Raw genomic sequence first — 20,097 nt, 5'->3', positions numbered from 1 at the left:
TTTTTAACTATAAAAATAAAAATCCGTTTCACTTTAATGTAAAACGGAATTTATTATTAAAATCTTTAATATTAATATCAATGGTAATTTCCTTTTTCTAAACATTCTTCACTGTATACAAAGTCGTAATCTTTTCTTATTTTTAGTCCAAAGATTCCTCTTTCAAAAGTATATATAATCTGATTTTTAAACAGCATTCTTTTATAATCAATAAAAAAGCTACGGGTCATATAAGAGTATTCGTATGCATTTCCAGTCAGATAAATGTATGTAGTTTTTCCAGTTTCATTACTTCCCCTGCCTCCGACTTTTGCAATTTTATTTTTAAAACAGTACGTTTCCTTTACAGCATTATATCCAGTTATATAATTTATTAAAAAGAAAAGATTAATGATCATGGGAAAAGTAACTGCAAAAAAGTATTTCTTATCAGAATCTTTCAGTCTGATAATTTCCTTTCTAATTAAAAATTCAGCAATGAAAACAAGTATTACAATGGTTATAAAAAACCAATAAAAATTGAATACCGTATTGCAAACAACAACAATAAATAATACAAAATTTACAATGGTAAAAACAATGTATTTATCAATTTTAGTCATTATTCAACAACCTTAAAATCCAGCTGCTTCTGGATAAGGTTTGCCTTCACCACTTTAATCTGTATTTGATCTCCCAGTTGATATCTTTTTCCATGTCTCATTCCGTACACAGCGTGTGTTTTCGCATCATAGGAATAAGAATCGTCCACAAGATCTCTTAACTTAATCAGACCTTCCGCACCATTTTCCGGAATTTCTACCCAGAAACCAAATTCCGCAACTCCGGAAATTACTCCTGTGAACGTTTCTCCCAAATGTTTTTCCATGAATTTCACCTGCATGAATTTTATGGAATCTCTTTCCGCATCAGCAGCCAGGCGCTCCATGGAACTGCAGTGTTTTGCTTTTTCTTCGAGCTCGGCTTTGTTCGGGGATTTTCCTCCATCCAGATAATGCTGCAGCAAACGGTGTGCGATAAGATCCGGATAACGACGGATAGGAGAGGTAAAATGAGTGTAAAAATCGAAACCAAGACCATAATGCCCGATTGGCTCCGTAGAATAGACCGCTTTGCTCATGCTTCTCATGGCAAGCGTTTCAATCATATTTTCTTCGCCTTTACCTTTTACGTCGTGTAATAATTTATTCAACGATTCGGCTACTTTTTTACTGTTAGCCAGATCCATTTTATATCCGAATGTTGAAACAAAATCTCTCAATGATTCCAGTTTTGCAGGATCCGGATCATCGTGAACCCTGTATATAAAAGTATTTTGAGTGACATCTCCTTTTTTGTTCAGGGAAATAAATTCCGAAACTTTTTTATTGGCAAGCAGCATGAATTCTTCAATGAGGTGATTGGAATCTTTACTGATTTTAAAATATACGCCAACAGGTTCATTGTTTTCATCAAGATTAAATCGTACTTCGCTTCTGTCGAAGGTAATTGCGCCTTTCCTGATTCGTTCTGCACGCATAATTTTTGCCAGCCTGTCTAATACATTGATTTCTTCCTGCAGATCACCCTGTTTTGTTTCAATTCTTTCCTGAGCTTCCTCATAGGTGAATCTTCTATCGGAATGGATAACCGTTCTTCCGAACCATTGCTTTTTGATATTAGCATCATCATCCAATTCAAAAACCGCTGAAAATGTGTATTTATCCTCATTCGGACGGAGTGAGCAAACATCATTACTCAACACTTCCGGAAGCATCGGTACAACACGGTCTACCAGGTAAACGGATGTTGCTCTCTGATACGCTTCATCATCCAGAATGGTTCCGGGAACCACATAATGTGAAACATCTGCAATATGGACCCCGATTTCCCAGTTTCCGTTTTCCAGTTTCCTGATGGAAAGCGCATCATCAAAATCTTTGGCATCTTTTGGGTCGATGGTAAAGGTGGTGATCCCTCTCATATCCCAGCGTTTTGCCACCTCCTCGTCATTAATACTTCTGTCTATTTTATCGGCATCGCGTTCCACTTCTTCCGGAAATTGATACGGGAGTCCGTATTCCGCAAGAATAGAGTGGATTTCTGTTTCATGTTCTCCGGGGGCTCCCAATACCTGGATAATTTCTCCTTGTGGATTTTTATCGCCCGGCTTCCATTCGGTCATTTTTACCACTACTTTATCCCCGTCATTGGCACCGCCGAAGTTTCCCTTAGGGATAAAAATATCGGTATTGATGGTCTTTTTATCGCAAACCACAAATCCAAAATCCTTGTGTGAGACTACCTGTAAAGTTCCTACAAATTCAGTTCTTGTTCTCTCCAGAACTTCCAGTACAGAGCCTTCCAGCTTTTTTCCTTTATACGTATAAGTAACAATTAAAACTTTATCGCCTTGCAGGGCATCCTTCACATTTTTGGAGTGAATAAAGATATCATCTTCGAGACCTTCCACATTTACATAGGCATTTCCGGACTGGTTGAAATCTATGATTCCCGTAAGTGTACCTTTAATATTAAGGTTAACGATATATTTACCTTTTTCTGTTTCTTTAATTCTTTCGGCAGCCTGCAGTTTATGCAAAGCCTGAATTACAAGCTCACGTTGTCTTGGATTTTTATAGTCTATTCCTTCTGCAATCTGCTTATAGTTATAGATTTTCGTTGAATTTTCATTCATAAAGCGCAGAATCAGTCTTCCTATTTCCTGAAGCTTATGATCATTTTTCTGACTTATATATTTTCTTTTTTTTGGCATTTTTTAAATTTTAAAATTTTTAATTTGTTAATGAGTAGAGTAGCTACAGTCCATAAATCATCACAGTATGGCTACTAATCTGAAACCGCTCAGCATATATTCTCATTTCAATTATGATATCAATAATAAATATGCAACTCATTTTATCACAGCAACATCAATTTTCCTTCCAACTTTTCAGTGACGGAACTTTTAGTTTTGCATAAATTTAATACAAAAATGGAGAAGTGTGGGGAAAAACCTTTTATTAAATATGGTTTACTTTCATAAGAGGTTTTGTGGAAATGACAGTTTGGTAAATTATGCCAAACACTGCAAATATACAAAATAAAAAATAAATAAGGCTTGTAATTTGATTTACAAGCCTATATAGTTAGCAGTATGCTATTTTGTCTACTCTGTTCTGATGTCTTCCGCCTTCGAAATCTGTAGTGAGAAACTTATCTACGATTTCAATGGTCAATTCTTTAGAGATAAATCTTGCAGGAATGGAAATCATGTTCGCATCATTATGTTGTCTTGCAAGGGAAGCAATCTCCGGCATCCAGCAAAGCGCACATCGAATTTTCTGATGCTTGTTGGCTGTGATCTGAACTCCGTTTCCGCTTCCGCAAAGGAGGATTCCCAGCTCATTTTCCCCGTTTTCAACAGAAGCTGCTGCAGGATGAACAAAGTCAGGATAATCCACACTGTCTGTGGAGAACGTTCCAAAATCCTGAACCTCAAACTTTTCCGATAAATAGTTTTTCACAATCTCTTTATATTCGAAGCCTGCGTGGTCTGCGGCAATGGCGATTCTTCTTTTCATAACTGTTTATTTAGCTTTTTAGATTTTATTTCATAGCAAAGGTAAGAATAATAACAATCTTTGTTAGTCTTTCGGGAGTAAATTGTGAAAAGCAATGTGAATAACTGTGGATAACTCCAGCAAAATAAATGTTTCGTAACATTAGAAAAATTCGTAATGAAAAGTATGGCCAAAAAAAATGTTAAAATTTTCAAAAATTTTTTGTGCAGGAATTCTTGAGTTTTTCCATAAATCGTTTATCCATAAAGCAAATTGGGGAAAAGTTATTAATAATTGTTAATAAGGTAGCGAAAAATCAGATTTCCAATCTTTTACAATGTAAATAAAATGTGAATTGAATATAAAATTATCTGTTATGAATTTTTTTGTGAAAACTTATCCCCTAAATTCACAACACTCAACAACAATAGCGTATTTTTTTTTTTAAAGAGAAAAAAATTGTTGATAGTTGAATGTTGGGTTTGCGAAAAACTTTTCTGAAAACTTTTCACAGGTTGCGGCAAATCAAAAATTTTAAAATCTTACATTTGTGAAAAGAAAAACTCAACGATATTGGTGATCCGTCTGGCCGCAGGTTTATCTCATGCTGCAGGAGCAGTCGGTTACCTAAAACCGAAGAAATAATATACATGAACATATGAAAACAATCAATGATTTCAATTTTAACGGTAAGAAAGCACTGGTAAGGGTAGATTTCAACGTTCCGCAGGATGACCAGCTGAAAGTTACAGATAACACCCGTATTGCAGCCGTAAAGCCTACAGTGGATAAGATCTTGCAGGATGGTGGAGCGGTAATTCTGATGGCACACCTCGGAAGGCCGAAAGGAGAGGTGAAAGATGAATTTTCACTGAAGCATATTGTGGACGAAGTATCCAACGTGTTGGGACACCAGGTAAAATTTGTTGACGAATGTGTAGGGGAGAAGGCTGAACAGGCCGCCAAAGATCTTAACCCTGGTGAAATACTGTTACTGGAAAATCTGCGTTTTCATAGTGAAGAAGAAAAAGGAGATGAAGCTTTTGCTGAAAAGCTTTCAAAATTAGGTGATGCTTATGTAAATGATGCTTTCGGAACGGCACACAGAGCACATGCTTCAACGGCGGTAATTGCTCAATTTTTTACTTCAACTAAATTTTTCGGTTTGTTGATGGCTAATGAGCTTCAGGCCATTGATAAAGTATTAAAATCGGGGGAACGTCCTGTAACTGCGATACTTGGAGGATCTAAAGTTTCTACTAAAATTACGATTATTGAAAATATTTTACCTGCAGTAGATAACCTTATTATTGGAGGTGGGATGGCTTTTACCTTTATTAAAGCATTGGGAGGTAAGATCGGAACTTCTCTTGTTGAAGAGGATAAATTACCACTTGCTCTTGAAATTCTCGGAAAAGCTAAAGAACATAATGTAAAAGTGTATCTACCTTCTGATACGATTATAGCAGAAAGTTTCAGCAATGATGCCGATAGAAAAGAGGCAGATATTTATGCAATTCCGGAAGGATGGATGGGTCTTGATGCAGGGCCAAAATCAAGAGATCAGTTTAATGATGTTTTGCTTGATTCCAGAACGATTCTTTGGAACGGGCCGATCGGAGTTTTTGAAATGTCTAACTTTGCGGCGGGAACAGTTGCTCTTGGAGACAGCATTGCTGAAGCAACAAAATTAGGAGCTTTCTCATTAGTTGGGGGAGGCGACAGTGTGGCTTTTGTGAAGCAGTTCGGATATGGCGATAAGGTAAGTTATGTTTCCACCGGAGGTGGTGCAATGCTTGAGAGTCTGGAAGGTCTGGAGCTTCCGGGTGTTGCTGCGATTAATAAATAAGAAACTTTTTTCATAAATCAAAACCCGGCAAAATCTGCCGGGTTTTATTTTGGATATTCTTAATCAAAGTTGGAAAAAATTTTTCTAAGCGATTCTCAACGGCTTTTAATGAAAATTAAAAAAAACTAAATCGTATCTAATTTTTTCTTTACTAACAAATTTTCAACAAAATGCATAAAAAATGACCTTCAGAAATAGGTCAAATTTCCATTTTCTATTTTTTTTCGATAATGTATATCAAACTTGAAAATTCGTTAGAAAAAAGGGCTTTTACGTTTGAAATCGTGCCGAGGATTATTGCTTTTAGCCAAAATAGTGAAGATTTTTGATATTTTTCGCTTAGCATAGAGATATAATATGAATCAAGAACCAGAGGTTTTATTTTCCTTAATTTCCAATTCGGTTTCTTTGCTATCAGATTTTCCATTCCTTTTTTTGAAAAATGATAAATGTGTCTCGGTACGTCATATGCCGCCCAATATTCTTTATAATGTTTTGCATCATAAGAAGTAGGATTGGGAACAGCAATAATTAAAAGTCCTTTTTCTTTTAATTTCCTGTTAAATATTTCCAGCATTTCATCCTGATTTTCGATATGCTCGAAAACATGCCAAAGGGTAATAGCATCAAGGCTGTTATCTTCAATGGAATTAATATCATCAAGAATTACAGCTTTCGATAATTTTTTGGCTGCTGCTTTTCTTGCATCGGAATCCGGTTCAAATCCGAAAGTTTGAAAATCATTTTCTATATATTTTACAAATTCACCTGCACCGCAGCCGTAATCCAATACTTTTGAATTCTTTGAAATTCTGTCGAGCAAAATTGTTTTCTTGTATTGTAAATTGAATGATTGTAAAAATTTGTATAGTTTTTCTTTCAGGCTTCCGGAGTCCTGGTGGTGCGAAATATAATCTTCACTTTCATAATATTTTGAAATATTGGTTGGAATAGGAAAGGTCTTATAAACTCCTTTGGTATCCGTTTCTTTAATTTCAAATATTTCCTGGGAAAGAAAATGATCTTTAATTTTCATTGTAATGCGATTCTTTATAAATAAATTAAGATATTCTAAAATTTAAAGACTTTAAAATACCTTAATTTCAGCTCAAATTTCATTTATGTTTCACGTGAAACATTTATCAATTAACGTCCTAAATAGACCAGTAAAACGTTTATATCAGCAGGTGATACCCCACTTATTCTTCCTGCCTGAGCAATGGTTTTAGGTTTTACATTTGACATTTTTTGCTTGGCTTCCGCTGAAAGACTTGATATTTTTGCATAATCAAAATCATCAGGAATTTTGATGTTTTCCAGTCTGTTTAATTTGGCAACATTTTCTTTTTCCTTCTCAATATACCCTTTATACTTGATATTGATTTCTGCCTGTTCTCTTACTTCATCATTATATTTCGATGCATTTTCTCTGATGGCTTCAATATTTTCAAGTTTTTCCAGTGTCATATTAGGTCTGGTAAGAATCTGTGCCGCTCTATAAGCCTGATCTACCGGACTGCTTTCAATAGTCTTTAGGATAGGATTGATCATTCCCGGTTTTAAAGAAGTTTCGCGGAGGAAGTTCTCAAGTTCTTCACTTTGAGCAACTTTTTCTTCAACTCTTTTTAAGCGATCTTCTTTGGCAAGTCCTAACTTAAATGCTTTTTTTGTTAGTCTGATATCTGCATTATCCTGTCTTAACAACAATCTGTATTCGGCTCTGGAAGTAAACATTCTGTATGGTTCTTCCGTACCTTTTGTAATCAAATCATCAATTAAAACACCTATATAAGCTTCATCTCTGTTAAGTATGAATTCTTCTTTTTCGTGTACTTTATTGTGGGCATTGATCCCTGCAATCAGACCTTGTCCTGCCGCTTCTTCATAGCCTGTAGTTCCATTGATCTGGCCTGCAAAATAAAGATTATCGATTAGTTTTGTCTCTAACGTATGCTTTAATTGGGTAGGAGGGAAGTAATCATACTCAATAGCATAGCCTGGGCGGAATACTTTTACATTTTCAAAGCCCGGAATATGTTTCATGGCTTTAATCTGTACATCTTCAGGAAGGGAAGAGCTGAATCCGTTAACGTAAATTTCTACTGTTTTCCAACCTTCCGGTTCTACGAACAGCTGGTGTCTGTTTCTTTCTGCAAAACGGTTGATTTTATCTTCAATACTCGGGCAGTACCTTGGCCCTAAGCTTTGAATGGTACCGTTGAACATGGGGCTTCTGTCGAAACCTTCACGTAAAATGTCGTGTACCGTTTCATTGGTATAAACGATGTGACAGCTTAATTGTCTGGTTAATTTTGGCGTATCTAAGTAGCTGAATTTTTGAGGATTTTCATCTCCTTTTTGTTCTTCCATTTTAGAATAATCAAGACTTCTTCCATCTACACGCGGTGGAGTACCTGTTTTCATTCTTCCGGCTTCGAAACCTAAAGAAACAAGCTGCTCGGTAATTCCGAAAGCTCTTGGTTCGCCCATTCTTCCGCCGCCTAATTGCTTATCTCCAACGTGAATCAATCCATTAAGAAAAGTACCATTTGTAAGAACTACGGAGTGGGCTTTGATCTCAATTCCCAATGAAGTCACAACACCTGTCACCTTATCATTCTCTACGATAAGCTGTTTTACCATATCCTGAAAGAAATCCAGATTGGGTGTATTTTCGAGTGCTAAACGCCATTCTTCTGCAAAAAGCATCCTGTCGTTTTGCGTTCTCGGGGACCACATTGCAGGGCCTTTTGAAAGGTTAAGCATTTTAAACTGTATCGCAGATTTATCTGCCACAATTCCGGAATACCCTCCCATTGCATCAATTTCACGAACGATCTGTCCTTTCGCAATACCTCCCATTGCCGGGTTGCAGCTCATTTGCCCGATCGTTTGCATATTCATTGTAATAAGCAGTGTTTTTGATCCGAGATTGGCTGCTGCAGCGGCTGCCTCACATCCTGCATGACCTGCACCAACTACAATTACATCATATATTTCTGAAATCATCTTTTTCGCTTGTTTTAAGCTTCAAATTTTAATTTTTTATAAAATGTTTCACGTGAAACATTGGGTTGTATTATGGCCTGAAATAGCCTGTAATACGCCTTTTTTAGCCCCGATCGCAGCATTTGTCTGAGCTCATTTTCTTTTGAAAAAAGAAAATAGCGAGTGCGGAGAGCGGGATTAAGCTCCTGAAAAAAATAAGATTAAAATATCTCTTTTTTTATTTCATTTGCTATATTTTGCTAAATAAAAATCTTCTTTGCTTCGCATCAATTGTTCTTCTTCTTCGGATTTGTCTTTGTATCCTGAAAGGTGAAGGACACCATGTGCCAAAACTCTTCTCAGTTCTTCTTCATAATCCTTCGAAAGGGTAGAAGCGTTCTCTGAAATGCGCTGCAAAGATACGAAAATCTCTCCGCTTATTGTCCTTCCTTTCACATAGTCGAAAGTAATGATGTCTGTATAGTAATCATGCTGTAAATAATCCTGGTTTACTTTAAGCAGATATTCATCGTCGCAGAAGATATAATTGATTTCGCCAAGCTTTTTATTTTCTGAAAGAATAATTTCTTCCAGCCAATTTTTGTAATCTGTATTAACTGTTTCGGGTAAGTTTTCGTAAAAGAATTGTATCATTGTATTAAAACCAGTGTCCTAAAATAACACTGAATATGCCTTTTTGATTGTTTTTGAGTGAGTGGCTGAAGTTTATTTTGATCTGTCCGAACGGAGATTTGTATCCTGCTGTGAGTCCTACAGAACTGTAATTTAATTTTACCGCATCTTCAAAACTGATGTCGTCCGAAAGATTGGCAAAAGAAAAGTTTCCGCTGATGAAGTAGTTTTTGTTGAATTTGAACTGAAGATCATTGCAGATCAATACCACATTATTGCTGTTGAGCTGCCCGAAAAAGAATCCCGGAAAGCTTCTGAAATTAACAATATTTTGTTCAAAAATTCCACCCAGTCGGTACTGGTAGAATTGTGGCAGATTTTCCCCTAAAGTAATTCCACCATAAAGATTAAGACGATAAGCAAATTGCTTTGAAAGCGGAATATTGATCCTTATGTCTGCTTTTACCTGGACCAGTCTTTTTTCAACTTCGGATTTCATGAGATCGATTACTTTACCTTCGGCATTGATGTAAATTCCGCGGGTAGGGAAGTCCTTATCATTCTGCGTGTCGCTTTTTAAAAATACATAAGGATTCAGAAAACGGTTGTAGCGTTTGTTGGCTCCGTTGGCTTCCGCTTCAAAATAATCGTGGCTGATTCCTGCTCCCACTGCAAATTTATCTCTCCAGATAGATTGGATGTATGCTTCATTACGAAGCCACATCCATTGGTCTGCTTCGTAATTGTTGATGTCCTTCAGATCAAAGCTCATTCCGGAAGAATAAATTCCGAATCCGGGAATGTAACCATTGTCGATAAAATAATTCAGGTAATATCTCGGCTTATCTCCTACAATAACATCGAGGGAAAGGTTTGAATTTCTGAATAAAAGGCGTTTTGCAGAATAGTTGAGAAGCAGCCCGGTTTTGAAAATCTCATCATAGTGAAGCCCGAATTTCAGGAAGTGACGCGAATTGTCTTCGGTAACATATAATTTCAGATAGTTCGCTTCATTTTCAGAAATGATATCATAATTAATAAATTTGTAATTGTTGGTAGCAACCAGCTTATCTATTTTTTTATTAATGCTTCCGTAGGTCTGAAGGGATGGAAGCCGCAGTCCCATCTTCCCGAGAACGTAGTTTTTGCCGTAAATTCTGCCTCCTTCTATTGCCACGCTGTCTATTTTATATACGTTGGAATATATTGGATTTATGCGCTGTCTGAGACGATCAAACGGACGTTTGGGCAATTCATCCAGGATTTTGGAATATTTGAGTCCTTCCGCATAACCGCTGTCGAGAATTTTTTTCTTCTCATCGTAGCTTGTAGCTGTCATTCCGGTAAGATTGGGCTTGATGTTGATGTCTGTATATTTGTACTGTCTTCTGGTATCTTTTTTAATTCCGAAATCAATGACCTGGTTCAAAATAGAAATAATATTTCCGAGATCTTCTCTTTTAGACAGATCCTGGTTAAGATCTACACCGATCACAATATCAATGCCTTTATCTTTTAACGGTTTTGAAGGATAATTTACCGTCATCGCTCCGTCTATATAGATGCTGTCCCCAATTTTCACCGGATCCATTAAAGAAGGAAAGGCTGAGCTTGCCATAATGGACTGCACCAGATCTCCCTTCTCAAAAATTTCCATGTTACCGCTTTCCAGATTGGTGGCTACGCACATAAAAGGAATCGGCAGTTTTGAAAAATCGTTGATATTCGAAACATTTTTAAATAATTCTTTTAAAAGGTACACATTTTTCTGTCCGGTACTGATGGAGGAAGGCAGGGTAATTTTCCCGTTTTTCAAAGGAATGGTTAATAGATATTTGTCTACGGATTTATTGAAAAATGTGGTTTCCTGCCTTGTTGCTTTAGGATCGAGGATTAAGGAATAGAAATCCGTATCCATAACGATCTTTTCTATTTCTTTGCCCGAATATCCTGAGGCGTAGAGACCGCCGACAACTGCTCCCATACTGGTTCCGGCGATGTAGTCTACTTTAACACCTAATGAATCCAGCACTTTAAGGACGCCAACATGAGAAAATCCTTTAGCTCCTCCTCCGGCAAGAGATAAACCAATCCTGGGATTCTTAGGAATTACCAGATCTTTCTTCACCTGAGACTGAATCAAAAGTAACTGAAATGCCAATAAAAGGATGAGGAGTTTTCTCATGGTTTTAATCTTTTACATAAATCCTTTTCACACGGGGCGAAATGGAGGTTAATATTTCATAGGTTATTGTTTTGCAGTACTCTGCGAATTCTTTCAAAGTGGGTTTTGCATTGAAGACGGTTACCGTATCGCCTTCTTTCGCATTCGGTATATGATCTACGTTAATCATCATCATATCCATACATATATTTCCTACGATAGGAGCGAGTGTTTTATGGATTCCCACATTCCCGACCTGATTTCCAATGAGTCTCGGTATTCCGTCAGCGTAACCAACAGGTATTGTGGCTATTTTCGTAGGATAATCTGCTTTAAATCTTCTGCTGTAGCCTACCGATTCTCCCTTTTCTACTATTGATATTTGCGAAATTACAGTTTTAAAACTAACTACAGAGCGCAGCTGTTTATTTATTTCACTGTTTTGTGATTCTCCTAGCATTCCGATGCCAATTCGCACCATATCATATTGATGAGCTGTGTAATTGGTAATTCCCGATGAATTCAGGATATGGCGAATAGGAGTGTAACCGAGACTTTCAATCAATCGGCCTGAATTTTTTTCAAAAATTTCCAGTTGATTCAGGGTAAATTCCTTTTCGGCAGGAACATCAGAAGATGAAAGATGACTGAATATGCTTTGTACTTTAAGGTTTTTCTGAGCTAAAGTTTTGCCTAATTCATCCAGTTCAACATCTTTAAAGCCAAGACGATGCATTCCGGTTTCCAGTTTAATATGTATTGGGTATTTTTTATCGTACCCTGATTTTCGTACGGATTCATAGAACTGCTCCAATACCCTGAAGCTATAAATTTCCGGTTCCAGATTGTAGGCGATTACCGTTTCATAGCTGTGCTGTTCAGGATTCATTACCACAATCGGAACGGTAATTCCTTTTTTTCGCAGCTCAACACCTTCATCAACAAAAGCTACACCTAAATAATCAATATGATGATGCTGCAGGAATTCGGAAATTTCATAGCTTCCGAGTCCGTAGGCGTTGGCTTTTACCATAGCCATCATCTTAGTAGTAGCTTTTAGTAAAGATTTATGATAATTGATGTTATGAAGAATAGCATTGAGATTAATTTCAAGAACGGTATCGTGTTTTCTCAGTTCGAGAATATCTTTAAGCTTTTCAATCTCAAATTTCCTCGCACCTTTTAGCAAAATGATGTGATTTTCAATTTCCGTAAGGTGTTTACTATCAATTAATTCTTGGGTATTAATGTAAGTTGAAGTTTCAGATTTAAATAATTCACTATATTTTGAAATTTCATGGCCTATCAGGAAGACGGAATCAAATTTCTGTTCATTCACCAATTCGGAAACTTCTTCGTACAACTCTTTTGAGTTTGAGCTGACTCCAACGATATCCGTTAAAACCAACGACTTTTTAGGTTTATTATATTCATTTAAAAATTGCAGGGCTGTTTTCAGAGAATCCAGATCCAGATTAAATGAATCGTTAATGATGATGTTATTTTTAATTCCTTCAATAGCTTCAAGCCGCATTTCTACCGCCTTCAGCGCATTGATTTTTTCAATAAGTTTATTGTTGCTGATTTGCAGCTCTTTCAAAACCGTTAAAAGCGCCAGCGCATTGGTTAATGTTGCTTCATCCCGCTGATAAATGGGAAATCTTATCTGCTCGTTAAAATAGTGTACAACAACTTCTTCATTTCTCAAAGTATTGTTGGTAAAGTGTACATTATTGCTTTCCTTAAAACCGTAAGTAATTAATTTTTTTGTTGAGTAAAGCTCTTTTATTTTATTGTCAACCAATGCATTATCGCCGTTATAGATAATCACTTCTGAATTTCTGAATAATTTTATTTTTTCATCAATCAGTTGTTCTTCCGATGTAAAATTGGCCAGGTGTGCAGTTCCCATATGAGTCAGCAATCCTATTTGAGGATGAAATATGCTTTCCTGCCTGTCCATTTCATCAGGTTTCGAGATTCCTACTTCAAAAATTCCCAGTTCGTGAGAATTGTTGATTTGAAGCAGAGACAAAGGAAGACCGATCTGCGAATTAAAACTTTTGGGACTTTTTACGGTTCTGAATTCATTCCATAAACACTGATACAGCCATTCTTTTAGAATTGTTTTACCATTGCTCCCCGTAATTCCTATTGATTTAAGATGAGCATTTTCAAAATGGTAGTTTGCGAGTTTTTGAAGAAATTCAACAGAATTTTCTACGATAATCCATGTAATATTTTTGTACTGTGGGTAATGGTGTTCTGAAATAATCACTTCTATACCCCTGTCAATAGCTGCTTCAATAAATTTTTCCCCTGAATTTTTGTGTGTATTAATCGCAATAAATGCTGTATTTTTGGTAGAATAGATTATCCTGCTGTCGAAAGCAATATTTTTTATCAAAGATTTTTTGTCTCCAATAACATGTGCATTGGTGATTTCTGCAATCTGATGTACTGTATAATTCATTGGTGCCTGTTCTGCTGATTGTAAGCAGGAAACAAATAAGCAAGGGCCATATCAAATATTGCTTACGCTTCCGGCTTCTTTTGTCCTAATTTACTGTTTTTTTCTTCTTCAAAAGCACTTCATCAATAAAAACACGCCGGCTTACCGCTTCATAGCTTTCTGTTTCACCGAGTTCTACAAGATTATTCCCGTTGGATATTCTCATAGAATAGTTGGCAAGATTTCCGGTCCTTTTACAAATGGCGTGTACTTTTGTTACATATTCGGCAGTCGCCATAAGATTGGGCATTGGCCCGAATGGCCTTCCTAAAAAGTCCATGTCAAGCCCTGCAATTACCACTCTGATTCCGCTGTTTGCCAGTTGATTAGCTACATCTACAATGCCTTCATCGAAAAACTGTGCTTCATCAATTCCCACGACATCACAATTGGAAGCCAACAAAATAATTTCATTAGGATTTTCTACCGGTGTACTTCGTATTTTGTTTTGATTATGAGAAATCACGTCTTCTTCAGAATACCTCGTATCCAGTTTCGGTTTGAAAATCTCCACATTCTGCCCCGCCATTTCTGCTCTTCTCAGCCTCCGTATCAACTCTTCGGTTTTTCCGGAAAACATTGAGCCACAAATAACTTCCATCCAACCACTTTGTTTGGAATGATTAATTGTATTTTCTAAAAACATTTGTTAAATTAGCCGTATATTTTTAACATCAAAAGTAAGCAATTTTTTAACAAGATTCTTATATGCAAAACATCCAAGATTTAAAGGAAAAGATTTTTTTTGAATCCAAGAATATGATCGCTATTCTGGATAAAATAAGCAATGTAGACGAATTACTTTCCCGGCAGGATCTTGTGAATGAGCTTGCCAACAGGATCTCGTTCCTAAGGTTGCTTGAAAAAAATTTAGATGATTTCAGAAATGAAAATTTTTCTCCGGTAGAAAGAAATGACGAAAACTCTTCATCTGCACCATTTTTAGAAACCAATCATGAAGTAATTGAAGAAGAAGCTATTTTTAATAATCAGCTCAATGAAATTGGTGAAAGCAAAGAATATTCTAATGATCAGGTTACTGAAGAGGAAGCAATTTTCAATAATCAGCTCAACGAAATCGTTGAAGAAAAACTTCATGAAACGCTGGTAGCCTTCGTTGAAGAAAATATGGAGGCGGAAATTGCTGAAAACAAAGAATCTGCTGATATCCTGAAAAATAAAGATATTTTTAATGAACAGATGGAGGAAATTGATGAACATGAAGCTTCTGATAATAACGACGGAACATTGAAGTTTATCAATGAAGAAAGAATTTTGGCCAGTGCTGAACCTGAAAATGATGATGATATTGATGAAAATATGTTTAGCAGGGAACATACGGAAGAAGAGGCTGTTTTTAATAATCAGCTTAATGAAATTGATCAATTTGAAAACGAAATATCTGATGATCAGGGAAATATGAATGATTTTGATGAGGAAGAAAGTATCAGGTATAATTTTGATAAAGATGTTAAAAATGAAGAAATACCTGAAGTTACAGAAACCATTCCGAGTATTTTTGATACGGGACCTATTGATGAAGACCTGCTGATTGAAGAAAGTGAAGATCATTTTACCGTTTCCCAGGCAATGATAGAGCATGGGGAAATGGCTACTGATACTTCAAATGTAGAAAGTATTGTTACAGAGATAAAACACGAAGCAGAAATTGAAGAAAAGCAGGAGACGATTCTGGCAGAAATTAATGACAGAAGAAAAATTGTTGAGATCGACAGGCCTGTTCCTGAAAAAGAAAAAGATAAACCGGCCTCCGACGAAAGCTTTGAAAATTTAGAAGCATACCAACAGGAGAAAAAAATAAAATTAGCCCATATTAAAGGTTTGAAAGCAGTTCAGACGCTTTTTGATGATGATCATCTTGAAAGAGCACTTCCTTCGGAACAAGCAGCACCTGTAGAGAAAAAAGAAGATACAGGAAGCATCTTGAAAACCAATATGCCAACCGATTTTATGGAAGCGGATAAGAAAAAACCGGAATTTAAGCTGGATCTGAATGACAGAATTGCATTTTCGAAAATGCTTTTCGGAGGAAGCCAGTCTGAATTGAATGAAGTAGTAAATAATCTAAACAGTTTCAGAACTTTAGAAGAGGCAAAAGAATACCTGAGCGATCTTTATTATTCTAAAAAATGGAGCAAGGTGGATGAATATGCACAAAGGCTCTGGATCCTGGTAGAAAACAAATTTTTATAACGTAATTTTGAGCGGAATTCTATATTTTGTTCCCACACCTATCGGGAACCTTGAAGATATGACTTACAGAGCAGTAAGTGTTTTAAAAGAGGCAGATTATATTTTATGCGAAGACACCAGAACTTCCGGAATTCTTCTGAAGCATTTCGAGATTTCAAAACCTCTGAAATCTTACCATCTCCATAATGAACATCAGGCAACGGATAAAGTGATTGCGGATCTTAAAAGCGGGCAGAATATTGCCATTATCACCGACGCTGGAACACCGGGAATTTCAGATCCCGGTTACTTATTAGCAAAAGCAGGCGCGGATCATCAAATCGATATGATCTGTCTTCCCGGAGCAACTGCTTTTGTGCCGGCTTTGGTGGTTTCCGGGCTTCCCAATAACGAGTTTCTTTTTGCAGGTTTCCTGCCCCAGAAAAAAGGCAGACAAACAAAACTGAAACAGCTTGCTGAGGAAAAAAAGACGATTGTTCTTTATGAAAGCCCGCACAAAATCAATACAACACTCGAGCAGATTAAAGAATTTTTCGGAGAAAATACGAAAGTAAGCCTGAGCCGCGAAATATCAAAAAAATTCGAAGAGACCAAACGCGGAACAATTATTGAACTTATTGAATTTTCTAAAAGCAAAACCTTAAAAGGTGAGATTGTTCTCATCCTAAATAATTCCATTTAATTGAAAAAATTAATTTTCGTGCTGTTTTCGTCGGTTTGCCTCGGACAGACGGATCAGTATAAGCAGATACTCTTAACTAAAAAGCTGGGCAAAGAAGTACGTTCCTATACAAAAGGCTACGGAATGATAAACGATGCCAAAACCGGAACATCGGGGATTATAGATTCTTTAGGCAATATAACCTTTAGCTATCCTTTTAAAAGTGAAATTTCAAGAATTTGGAAAGACAGATTCATACTCAAAGTAAAATCGGGAAATGCTTTAGGAAAAACAGCTCTTATTGATGAAAAGGGGAAAGAACTTATTCCTCTGGATAACTTTAAATTCAGGACATGGGAAAACAAAGACCGTCTCATTTACACCAGACAGGGAAAAGAATGTGTTTATGACTTTAACGGAAAACAGATTATCCCTTTTTCAGAAAAAATAGAATTCGGCAGCGAAAACAGGTTCTTTGTTAAAAAGAACGGAGCATGGCTCATCTATGATTTTAACGGGAAACAGGTTTCTGACAGGGCATTTGAAACTGATCTTCGGTTTTACAAAGGACGTACCTATATTTCCACAGGGGAAAAATCCGGAGAAATTATAGACAATAATGGGAAAACGGTAACGATCATTTCAAGTCATAATGTAGACAATATCAATGCATTTCCTTTTCTTGTAACGCTTAATACAAAAACAAACCGCTATGGAATTATTGATGATAAAGAAAAAATCATTACAGATGAAATATATGATCAGGCTTTTGTGGGAAGAGAATATATTTATCTTACAAAAGATGACAAAGTAAGCTTATTTTCAAAGAAAGAAGGAAAGGTGTATGATCTTGATTATCACTATGTAAACCCGCTTTTTAATGGTTTGTTTAAAACATCTCAGGATCAGAACAATCCTAAAGCTGCAGTGGTACGCATAGATGGCGAAGTTGTTTTTCCCAGAGAATATGACAGAGTGGAGGGCCTTACCATTGCCGGAGAAAAATATATTTATCTGCGAAAGAATGATGAAGAAACAATTGTGGATAAAAATTTAAAAAATATTCTGCAGGAAGACTACGAGATTGAAAAGATTTTCCCAAATACCATCATTTTAAGTAAAGATAAAACCTACTACAGATTTTCACCAAAAGACGGACAATATTTAGAGTTAAAAGGCTTTAAAGAGATTAAGTCTCAGGAAATGTATCCCATGCTGATTGGGAAAAATGTAGATAATTTCTACGGAGTTCTTAATGAAAACGGAAAAGAGGTGGTTCCTTTTATTTATGATGAAATTATTACTTTTTCCGGCGCCAATGAATTTATAGTGAAAAAAGATAATAAATTCGGCGTATCCAATCACAAAAATGAACCTTTAACAGAAGTTATTTTCGACAGGTATATTCTGGAAAAAAAAGGAATAAAGCTCATCAAAGGAAAAGATTTACAGTTTATTTACTTTACCGAACAAAATGAAAGAGATTTTATCGAATAATCATAATTATGATAAAAAAGATAACAAATTTGGCTAAAATGAGAATTTAAAATGCAATGAATAACAATTTGTAATATCTTTGCGCACTGTTTTATTGGTATAAAATTAAATAATGTATATTAGCCAACTTTCAAAAGGCTGGTAAGTTAAAGAAAATAATTGTCGTATATGAAACTATTAGAAGGAAAAGTAGCGCTAATAACGGGAGCTACAAGAGGAATCGGAAAAGGAATTGCAGAAATGTATGCCCAACAGGGAGCAAAAATTGCTTTTACTTACGCCGGATCTGTTGATAAAGCTAAGGAATTAGAAGCCACTTTAAGTTCTGTAACCCAAATTAAAGGATACCAGTCGGATGCATCTGATTTTGAGGCTGCCCAAACACTGGTAGATGAAGTACTGAAAGAATTTGGAAAAATTGATATCCTCATCAACAATGCCGGAATCACTAAAGACAACCTGCTGTTGAGAATGTCTAAAGAAGATTGGGATAAAGTAATTAAAGTTAATCTTGATTCTGTATTTAATCTCACGAAAGCAGTCATCAAGCCAATGATGAAGGCAAAAGAAGGATCTATCATCAATATGACTTCTGTAGTTGGGATAAGCGGAAATGCAGGACAAGCCAATTACGCTGCCTCAAAGGCAGGTGTTATCGGGTTTACAAAATCAGTAGCACTAGAATTAGGCTCCAGAAATATCCGTTGCAACGCTATCGCTCCGGGCTTTATTCAGACTGAAATGACAGATGCGCTTGATGACAAGGCAAAAGATAAATGGAACGAGGCAATCCCTATGAAAAAATTAGGACAGACCAAAGATATTGCGAATGCCTGCATATTTTTAGGAAGTGAGATGGCTTCCTACATTACCGGTCAGACTCTGAATGTTGATGGCGGTTTATTAACGTAACACAATATAAATAATAAAAAAATAAAATCAGTCCCAGAGAGACTGATTTTATTTTTTACAGGATAAATTTATTAAATAATCATTCTTTAAATATCTGGTTTTCCTGTTCCTGAACCCGTATAAAAGTAGTTCTTTTAGACAGTTCCTTTAACGTTGAAGCACCTACATATGTACAAGTAGACCGCACTCCGCCCAAAATATCCTTTACGGTCTCAGAAACCGCACCTTTGTAAGGAACTTTTACTGTTTTGCCTTCCGACGCTCGATATTCTGCAACCCCTCCGGAATGTCTATCCATTGCTGTTTTAGAGCTCATACCATAGAAAAGCCTATATTTTTTCCCATTTTCTTCAACGATTTCGCCCCCGCTTTCATCATGACCGGCAAACATGCCTCCCAACATCACGAAATCTGCTCCGCCGCCAAATGCCTTGGCGACATCTCCGGGAACTTTACATCCGCCGTCTGCAATAATGTGTCCCTTCAATCCGTGGGCAGCATCTGCACACTCAATAATTGCGGAAAGCTGGGGATATCCTACGCCGGTCTTTACCCGGGTTGTACAGACAGATCCGGGACCGATTCCCACTTTAATAATGTCGGCACCAACCAGCAACAGCTCTTCCACCATTTCTCCGGTCACCACATTACCGGCAATAATGATTTTCTCCGGAAAATTGGCCCTTGCTTTCTTCACAAATTCAACAAAATGCTCCGAGTAGCCATTAGCTACATCAATACACAGAAACTCAATTTTTGGATGCTTTTCAAGAATGTTCCGGATTTTTTCTTCATCTTGCTTACCGGTACCGGTGCTTAATGCAATATACTGATAGATGCTGTCTGGCTGCGAGTCCAGGAACAAAGTCCATTCTTCGGGCGTATAATGTTTATGAATTGCGGTAATGATTTTGTCCTTGGCAAGCTCTACGGCCATCTCAAACGTTCCTACCGTATCCATATTGGCGGCAATTACAGGAACACCGCTCCATTTTTTTTGTGTGTGCCTGAAGGTAAACTCTCTTTCCAGATCAACTTCCGAACGGGATTTCAAAGTAGAACGTTTCGGACGAAACATTACATCCTTAAAACCCAGTTTTATATCATATTCTATTCTCATAATTT

At 36.6% G+C, this 20,097-nt stretch carries 15 protein-coding genes; 5 read left to right on the top strand and 10 right to left on the bottom strand.

The window, feature by feature from the left end; genetic code table 11:
- Positions 1 to 77: 77 nt before the first annotated feature.
- The 3 genes from SOP96_RS00210 to rpiB all read right to left on the bottom strand — a co-directional run bounded on the left by SOP96_RS00210 (position 78) and on the right by rpiB (position 3,563).
- Positions 78 to 602, bottom strand: coding sequence for a hypothetical protein (locus tag SOP96_RS00210; protein WP_326319234.1), 525 nt, complete (start codon positions 600 to 602; stop codon positions 78 to 80).
- A complete protein-coding gene (gene rnr / locus SOP96_RS00205) occupies positions 602 to 2,755 on the bottom strand; it encodes a ribonuclease R (RefSeq protein WP_326319233.1) in 2,154 nt (717 codons plus the stop codon). Before rnr ends, SOP96_RS00210 begins: the two co-directional genes overlap by 1 nt.
- 373 nt (positions 2,756 to 3,128) lie before the next feature.
- Positions 3,129 to 3,563, bottom strand: a complete 435-nt coding sequence (gene rpiB / locus SOP96_RS00200) for a ribose 5-phosphate isomerase B (protein ID WP_326319232.1) — start codon at positions 3,561 to 3,563, stop codon at positions 3,129 to 3,131.
- 637 nt (positions 3,564 to 4,200) lie between these two features.
- On the opposite strand from rpiB, the gene SOP96_RS00195 reads away from it, so the two are divergent.
- The gene (locus tag SOP96_RS00195; protein ID WP_326319231.1) at positions 4,201 to 5,391 is read left to right on the top strand and encodes a phosphoglycerate kinase; all 1,191 of its coding nucleotides are present in this window, start codon (positions 4,201 to 4,203) and stop codon (positions 5,389 to 5,391) included.
- Between the two features lie 214 nt (positions 5,392 to 5,605).
- On the opposite strand, the gene SOP96_RS00190 is transcribed toward SOP96_RS00195, so the two are convergent.
- The 6 genes from SOP96_RS00190 to SOP96_RS00165 all read right to left on the bottom strand — a co-directional run bounded on the left by SOP96_RS00190 (position 5,606) and on the right by SOP96_RS00165 (position 14,334).
- A complete protein-coding gene (locus tag SOP96_RS00190) occupies positions 5,606 to 6,427 on the bottom strand; it encodes a class I SAM-dependent methyltransferase (RefSeq protein WP_326319230.1) in 822 nt (273 codons plus the stop codon).
- Between the two features lie 110 nt (positions 6,428 to 6,537).
- Complete coding sequence (mnmG, locus tag SOP96_RS00185; protein WP_326319229.1) at positions 6,538 to 8,400, bottom strand: tRNA uridine-5-carboxymethylaminomethyl(34) synthesis enzyme MnmG; 1,863 nt, start codon at positions 8,398 to 8,400, stop codon at positions 6,538 to 6,540.
- 222 nt (positions 8,401 to 8,622) lie between these two features.
- The gene (gene ybeY, locus SOP96_RS00180; RefSeq protein WP_326319228.1) at positions 8,623 to 9,033 is read right to left on the bottom strand and encodes an rRNA maturation RNase YbeY; all 411 of its coding nucleotides are present in this window, start codon (positions 9,031 to 9,033) and stop codon (positions 8,623 to 8,625) included.
- A gap of 4 nt (positions 9,034 to 9,037) precedes the next feature.
- A complete protein-coding gene (locus SOP96_RS00175; protein ID WP_326319227.1) occupies positions 9,038 to 11,197 on the bottom strand; it encodes a patatin-like phospholipase family protein in 2,160 nt (719 codons plus the stop codon).
- Positions 11,198 to 11,201: 4 nt separating this feature from the next.
- Positions 11,202 to 13,649, bottom strand: a complete 2,448-nt coding sequence (locus SOP96_RS00170) for a bifunctional UDP-N-acetylmuramoyl-tripeptide:D-alanyl-D-alanine ligase/alanine racemase (RefSeq protein ID WP_326319226.1) — start codon at positions 13,647 to 13,649, stop codon at positions 11,202 to 11,204.
- 85 nt (positions 13,650 to 13,734) lie between these two features.
- Positions 13,735 to 14,334: a thymidine kinase gene (locus tag SOP96_RS00165; protein ID WP_326319225.1), complete on the bottom strand. Its 600-nt coding sequence runs from the start codon at positions 14,332 to 14,334 to the stop codon at positions 13,735 to 13,737.
- Between the two features lie 62 nt (positions 14,335 to 14,396).
- On the opposite strand from SOP96_RS00165, the gene SOP96_RS00160 reads away from it, so the two are divergent.
- From SOP96_RS00160 to fabG, 4 genes are all read left to right on the top strand, one after another.
- Complete coding sequence (locus SOP96_RS00160; protein WP_326319224.1) at positions 14,397 to 15,902, top strand: hypothetical protein; 1,506 nt, start codon at positions 14,397 to 14,399, stop codon at positions 15,900 to 15,902.
- 7 nt (positions 15,903 to 15,909) lie between these two features.
- Positions 15,910 to 16,584, top strand: a complete 675-nt coding sequence (rsmI, locus tag SOP96_RS00155; protein WP_326319223.1) for a 16S rRNA (cytidine(1402)-2'-O)-methyltransferase — start codon at positions 15,910 to 15,912, stop codon at positions 16,582 to 16,584.
- The gene (locus SOP96_RS00150) at positions 16,585 to 18,060 is read left to right on the top strand and encodes a WG repeat-containing protein (RefSeq protein WP_326319222.1); all 1,476 of its coding nucleotides are present in this window, start codon (positions 16,585 to 16,587) and stop codon (positions 18,058 to 18,060) included.
- 168 nt (positions 18,061 to 18,228) lie between these two features.
- Positions 18,229 to 18,972 (top strand): 3-oxoacyl-[acyl-carrier-protein] reductase, encoded by a 744-nt coding sequence (gene fabG / locus SOP96_RS00145; protein ID WP_326319221.1) that lies wholly within the window; start codon positions 18,229 to 18,231, stop codon positions 18,970 to 18,972.
- A 79-nt stretch (positions 18,973 to 19,051) separates the two neighbouring features.
- On the opposite strand, the gene SOP96_RS00140 is transcribed toward fabG, so the two are convergent.
- A complete protein-coding gene (locus tag SOP96_RS00140; protein WP_326319220.1) occupies positions 19,052 to 20,092 on the bottom strand; it encodes a GMP reductase in 1,041 nt (346 codons plus the stop codon).
- Positions 20,093 to 20,097 lie beyond the last annotated feature (5 nt).

Origin of the sequence: Chryseobacterium salviniae, assembly GCF_035819015.1 — a bacterium.
Lineage (GTDB): Bacteria > Bacteroidota > Bacteroidia > Flavobacteriales > Weeksellaceae > Chryseobacterium > Chryseobacterium salviniae.
The sequence above is the reverse complement of the archived record's forward strand: the minus strand, read 5'-3'. Positions and strand labels throughout refer to the sequence as shown.

Coding starts and splice junctions, on each gene's coding strand:
- SOP96_RS00140 (WP_326319220.1), bottom strand. CDS start 20,092: ATGAGAATAGAATATGATATAAAACTGGGTTTTAAGGATGTAATGTTT.
- rnr (WP_326319233.1), bottom strand. CDS start 2,755: ATGCCAAAAAAAAGAAAATATATAAGTCAGAAAAATGATCATAAGCTT.
- ybeY (WP_326319228.1), bottom strand. CDS start 9,033: ATGATACAATTCTTTTACGAAAACTTACCCGAAACAGTTAATACAGAT.
- SOP96_RS00175 (WP_326319227.1), bottom strand. CDS start 11,197: ATGAGAAAACTCCTCATCCTTTTATTGGCATTTCAGTTACTTTTGATT.
- SOP96_RS00160 (WP_326319224.1), top strand. CDS start 14,397: ATGCAAAACATCCAAGATTTAAAGGAAAAGATTTTTTTTGAATCCAAG.
- SOP96_RS00165 (WP_326319225.1), bottom strand. CDS start 14,334: ATGTTTTTAGAAAATACAATTAATCATTCCAAACAAAGTGGTTGGATG.
- fabG (WP_326319221.1), top strand. CDS start 18,229: ATGAAACTATTAGAAGGAAAAGTAGCGCTAATAACGGGAGCTACAAGA.
- SOP96_RS00195 (WP_326319231.1), top strand. CDS start 4,201: ATGAAAACAATCAATGATTTCAATTTTAACGGTAAGAAAGCACTGGTA.
- SOP96_RS00190 (WP_326319230.1), bottom strand. CDS start 6,427: ATGAAAATTAAAGATCATTTTCTTTCCCAGGAAATATTTGAAATTAAA.
- SOP96_RS00170 (WP_326319226.1), bottom strand. CDS start 13,649: ATGAATTATACAGTACATCAGATTGCAGAAATCACCAATGCACATGTT.
- SOP96_RS00210 (WP_326319234.1), bottom strand. CDS start 602: ATGACTAAAATTGATAAATACATTGTTTTTACCATTGTAAATTTTGTA.
- mnmG (WP_326319229.1), bottom strand. CDS start 8,400: ATGATTTCAGAAATATATGATGTAATTGTAGTTGGTGCAGGTCATGCA.
- rpiB (WP_326319232.1), bottom strand. CDS start 3,563: ATGAAAAGAAGAATCGCCATTGCCGCAGACCACGCAGGCTTCGAATAT.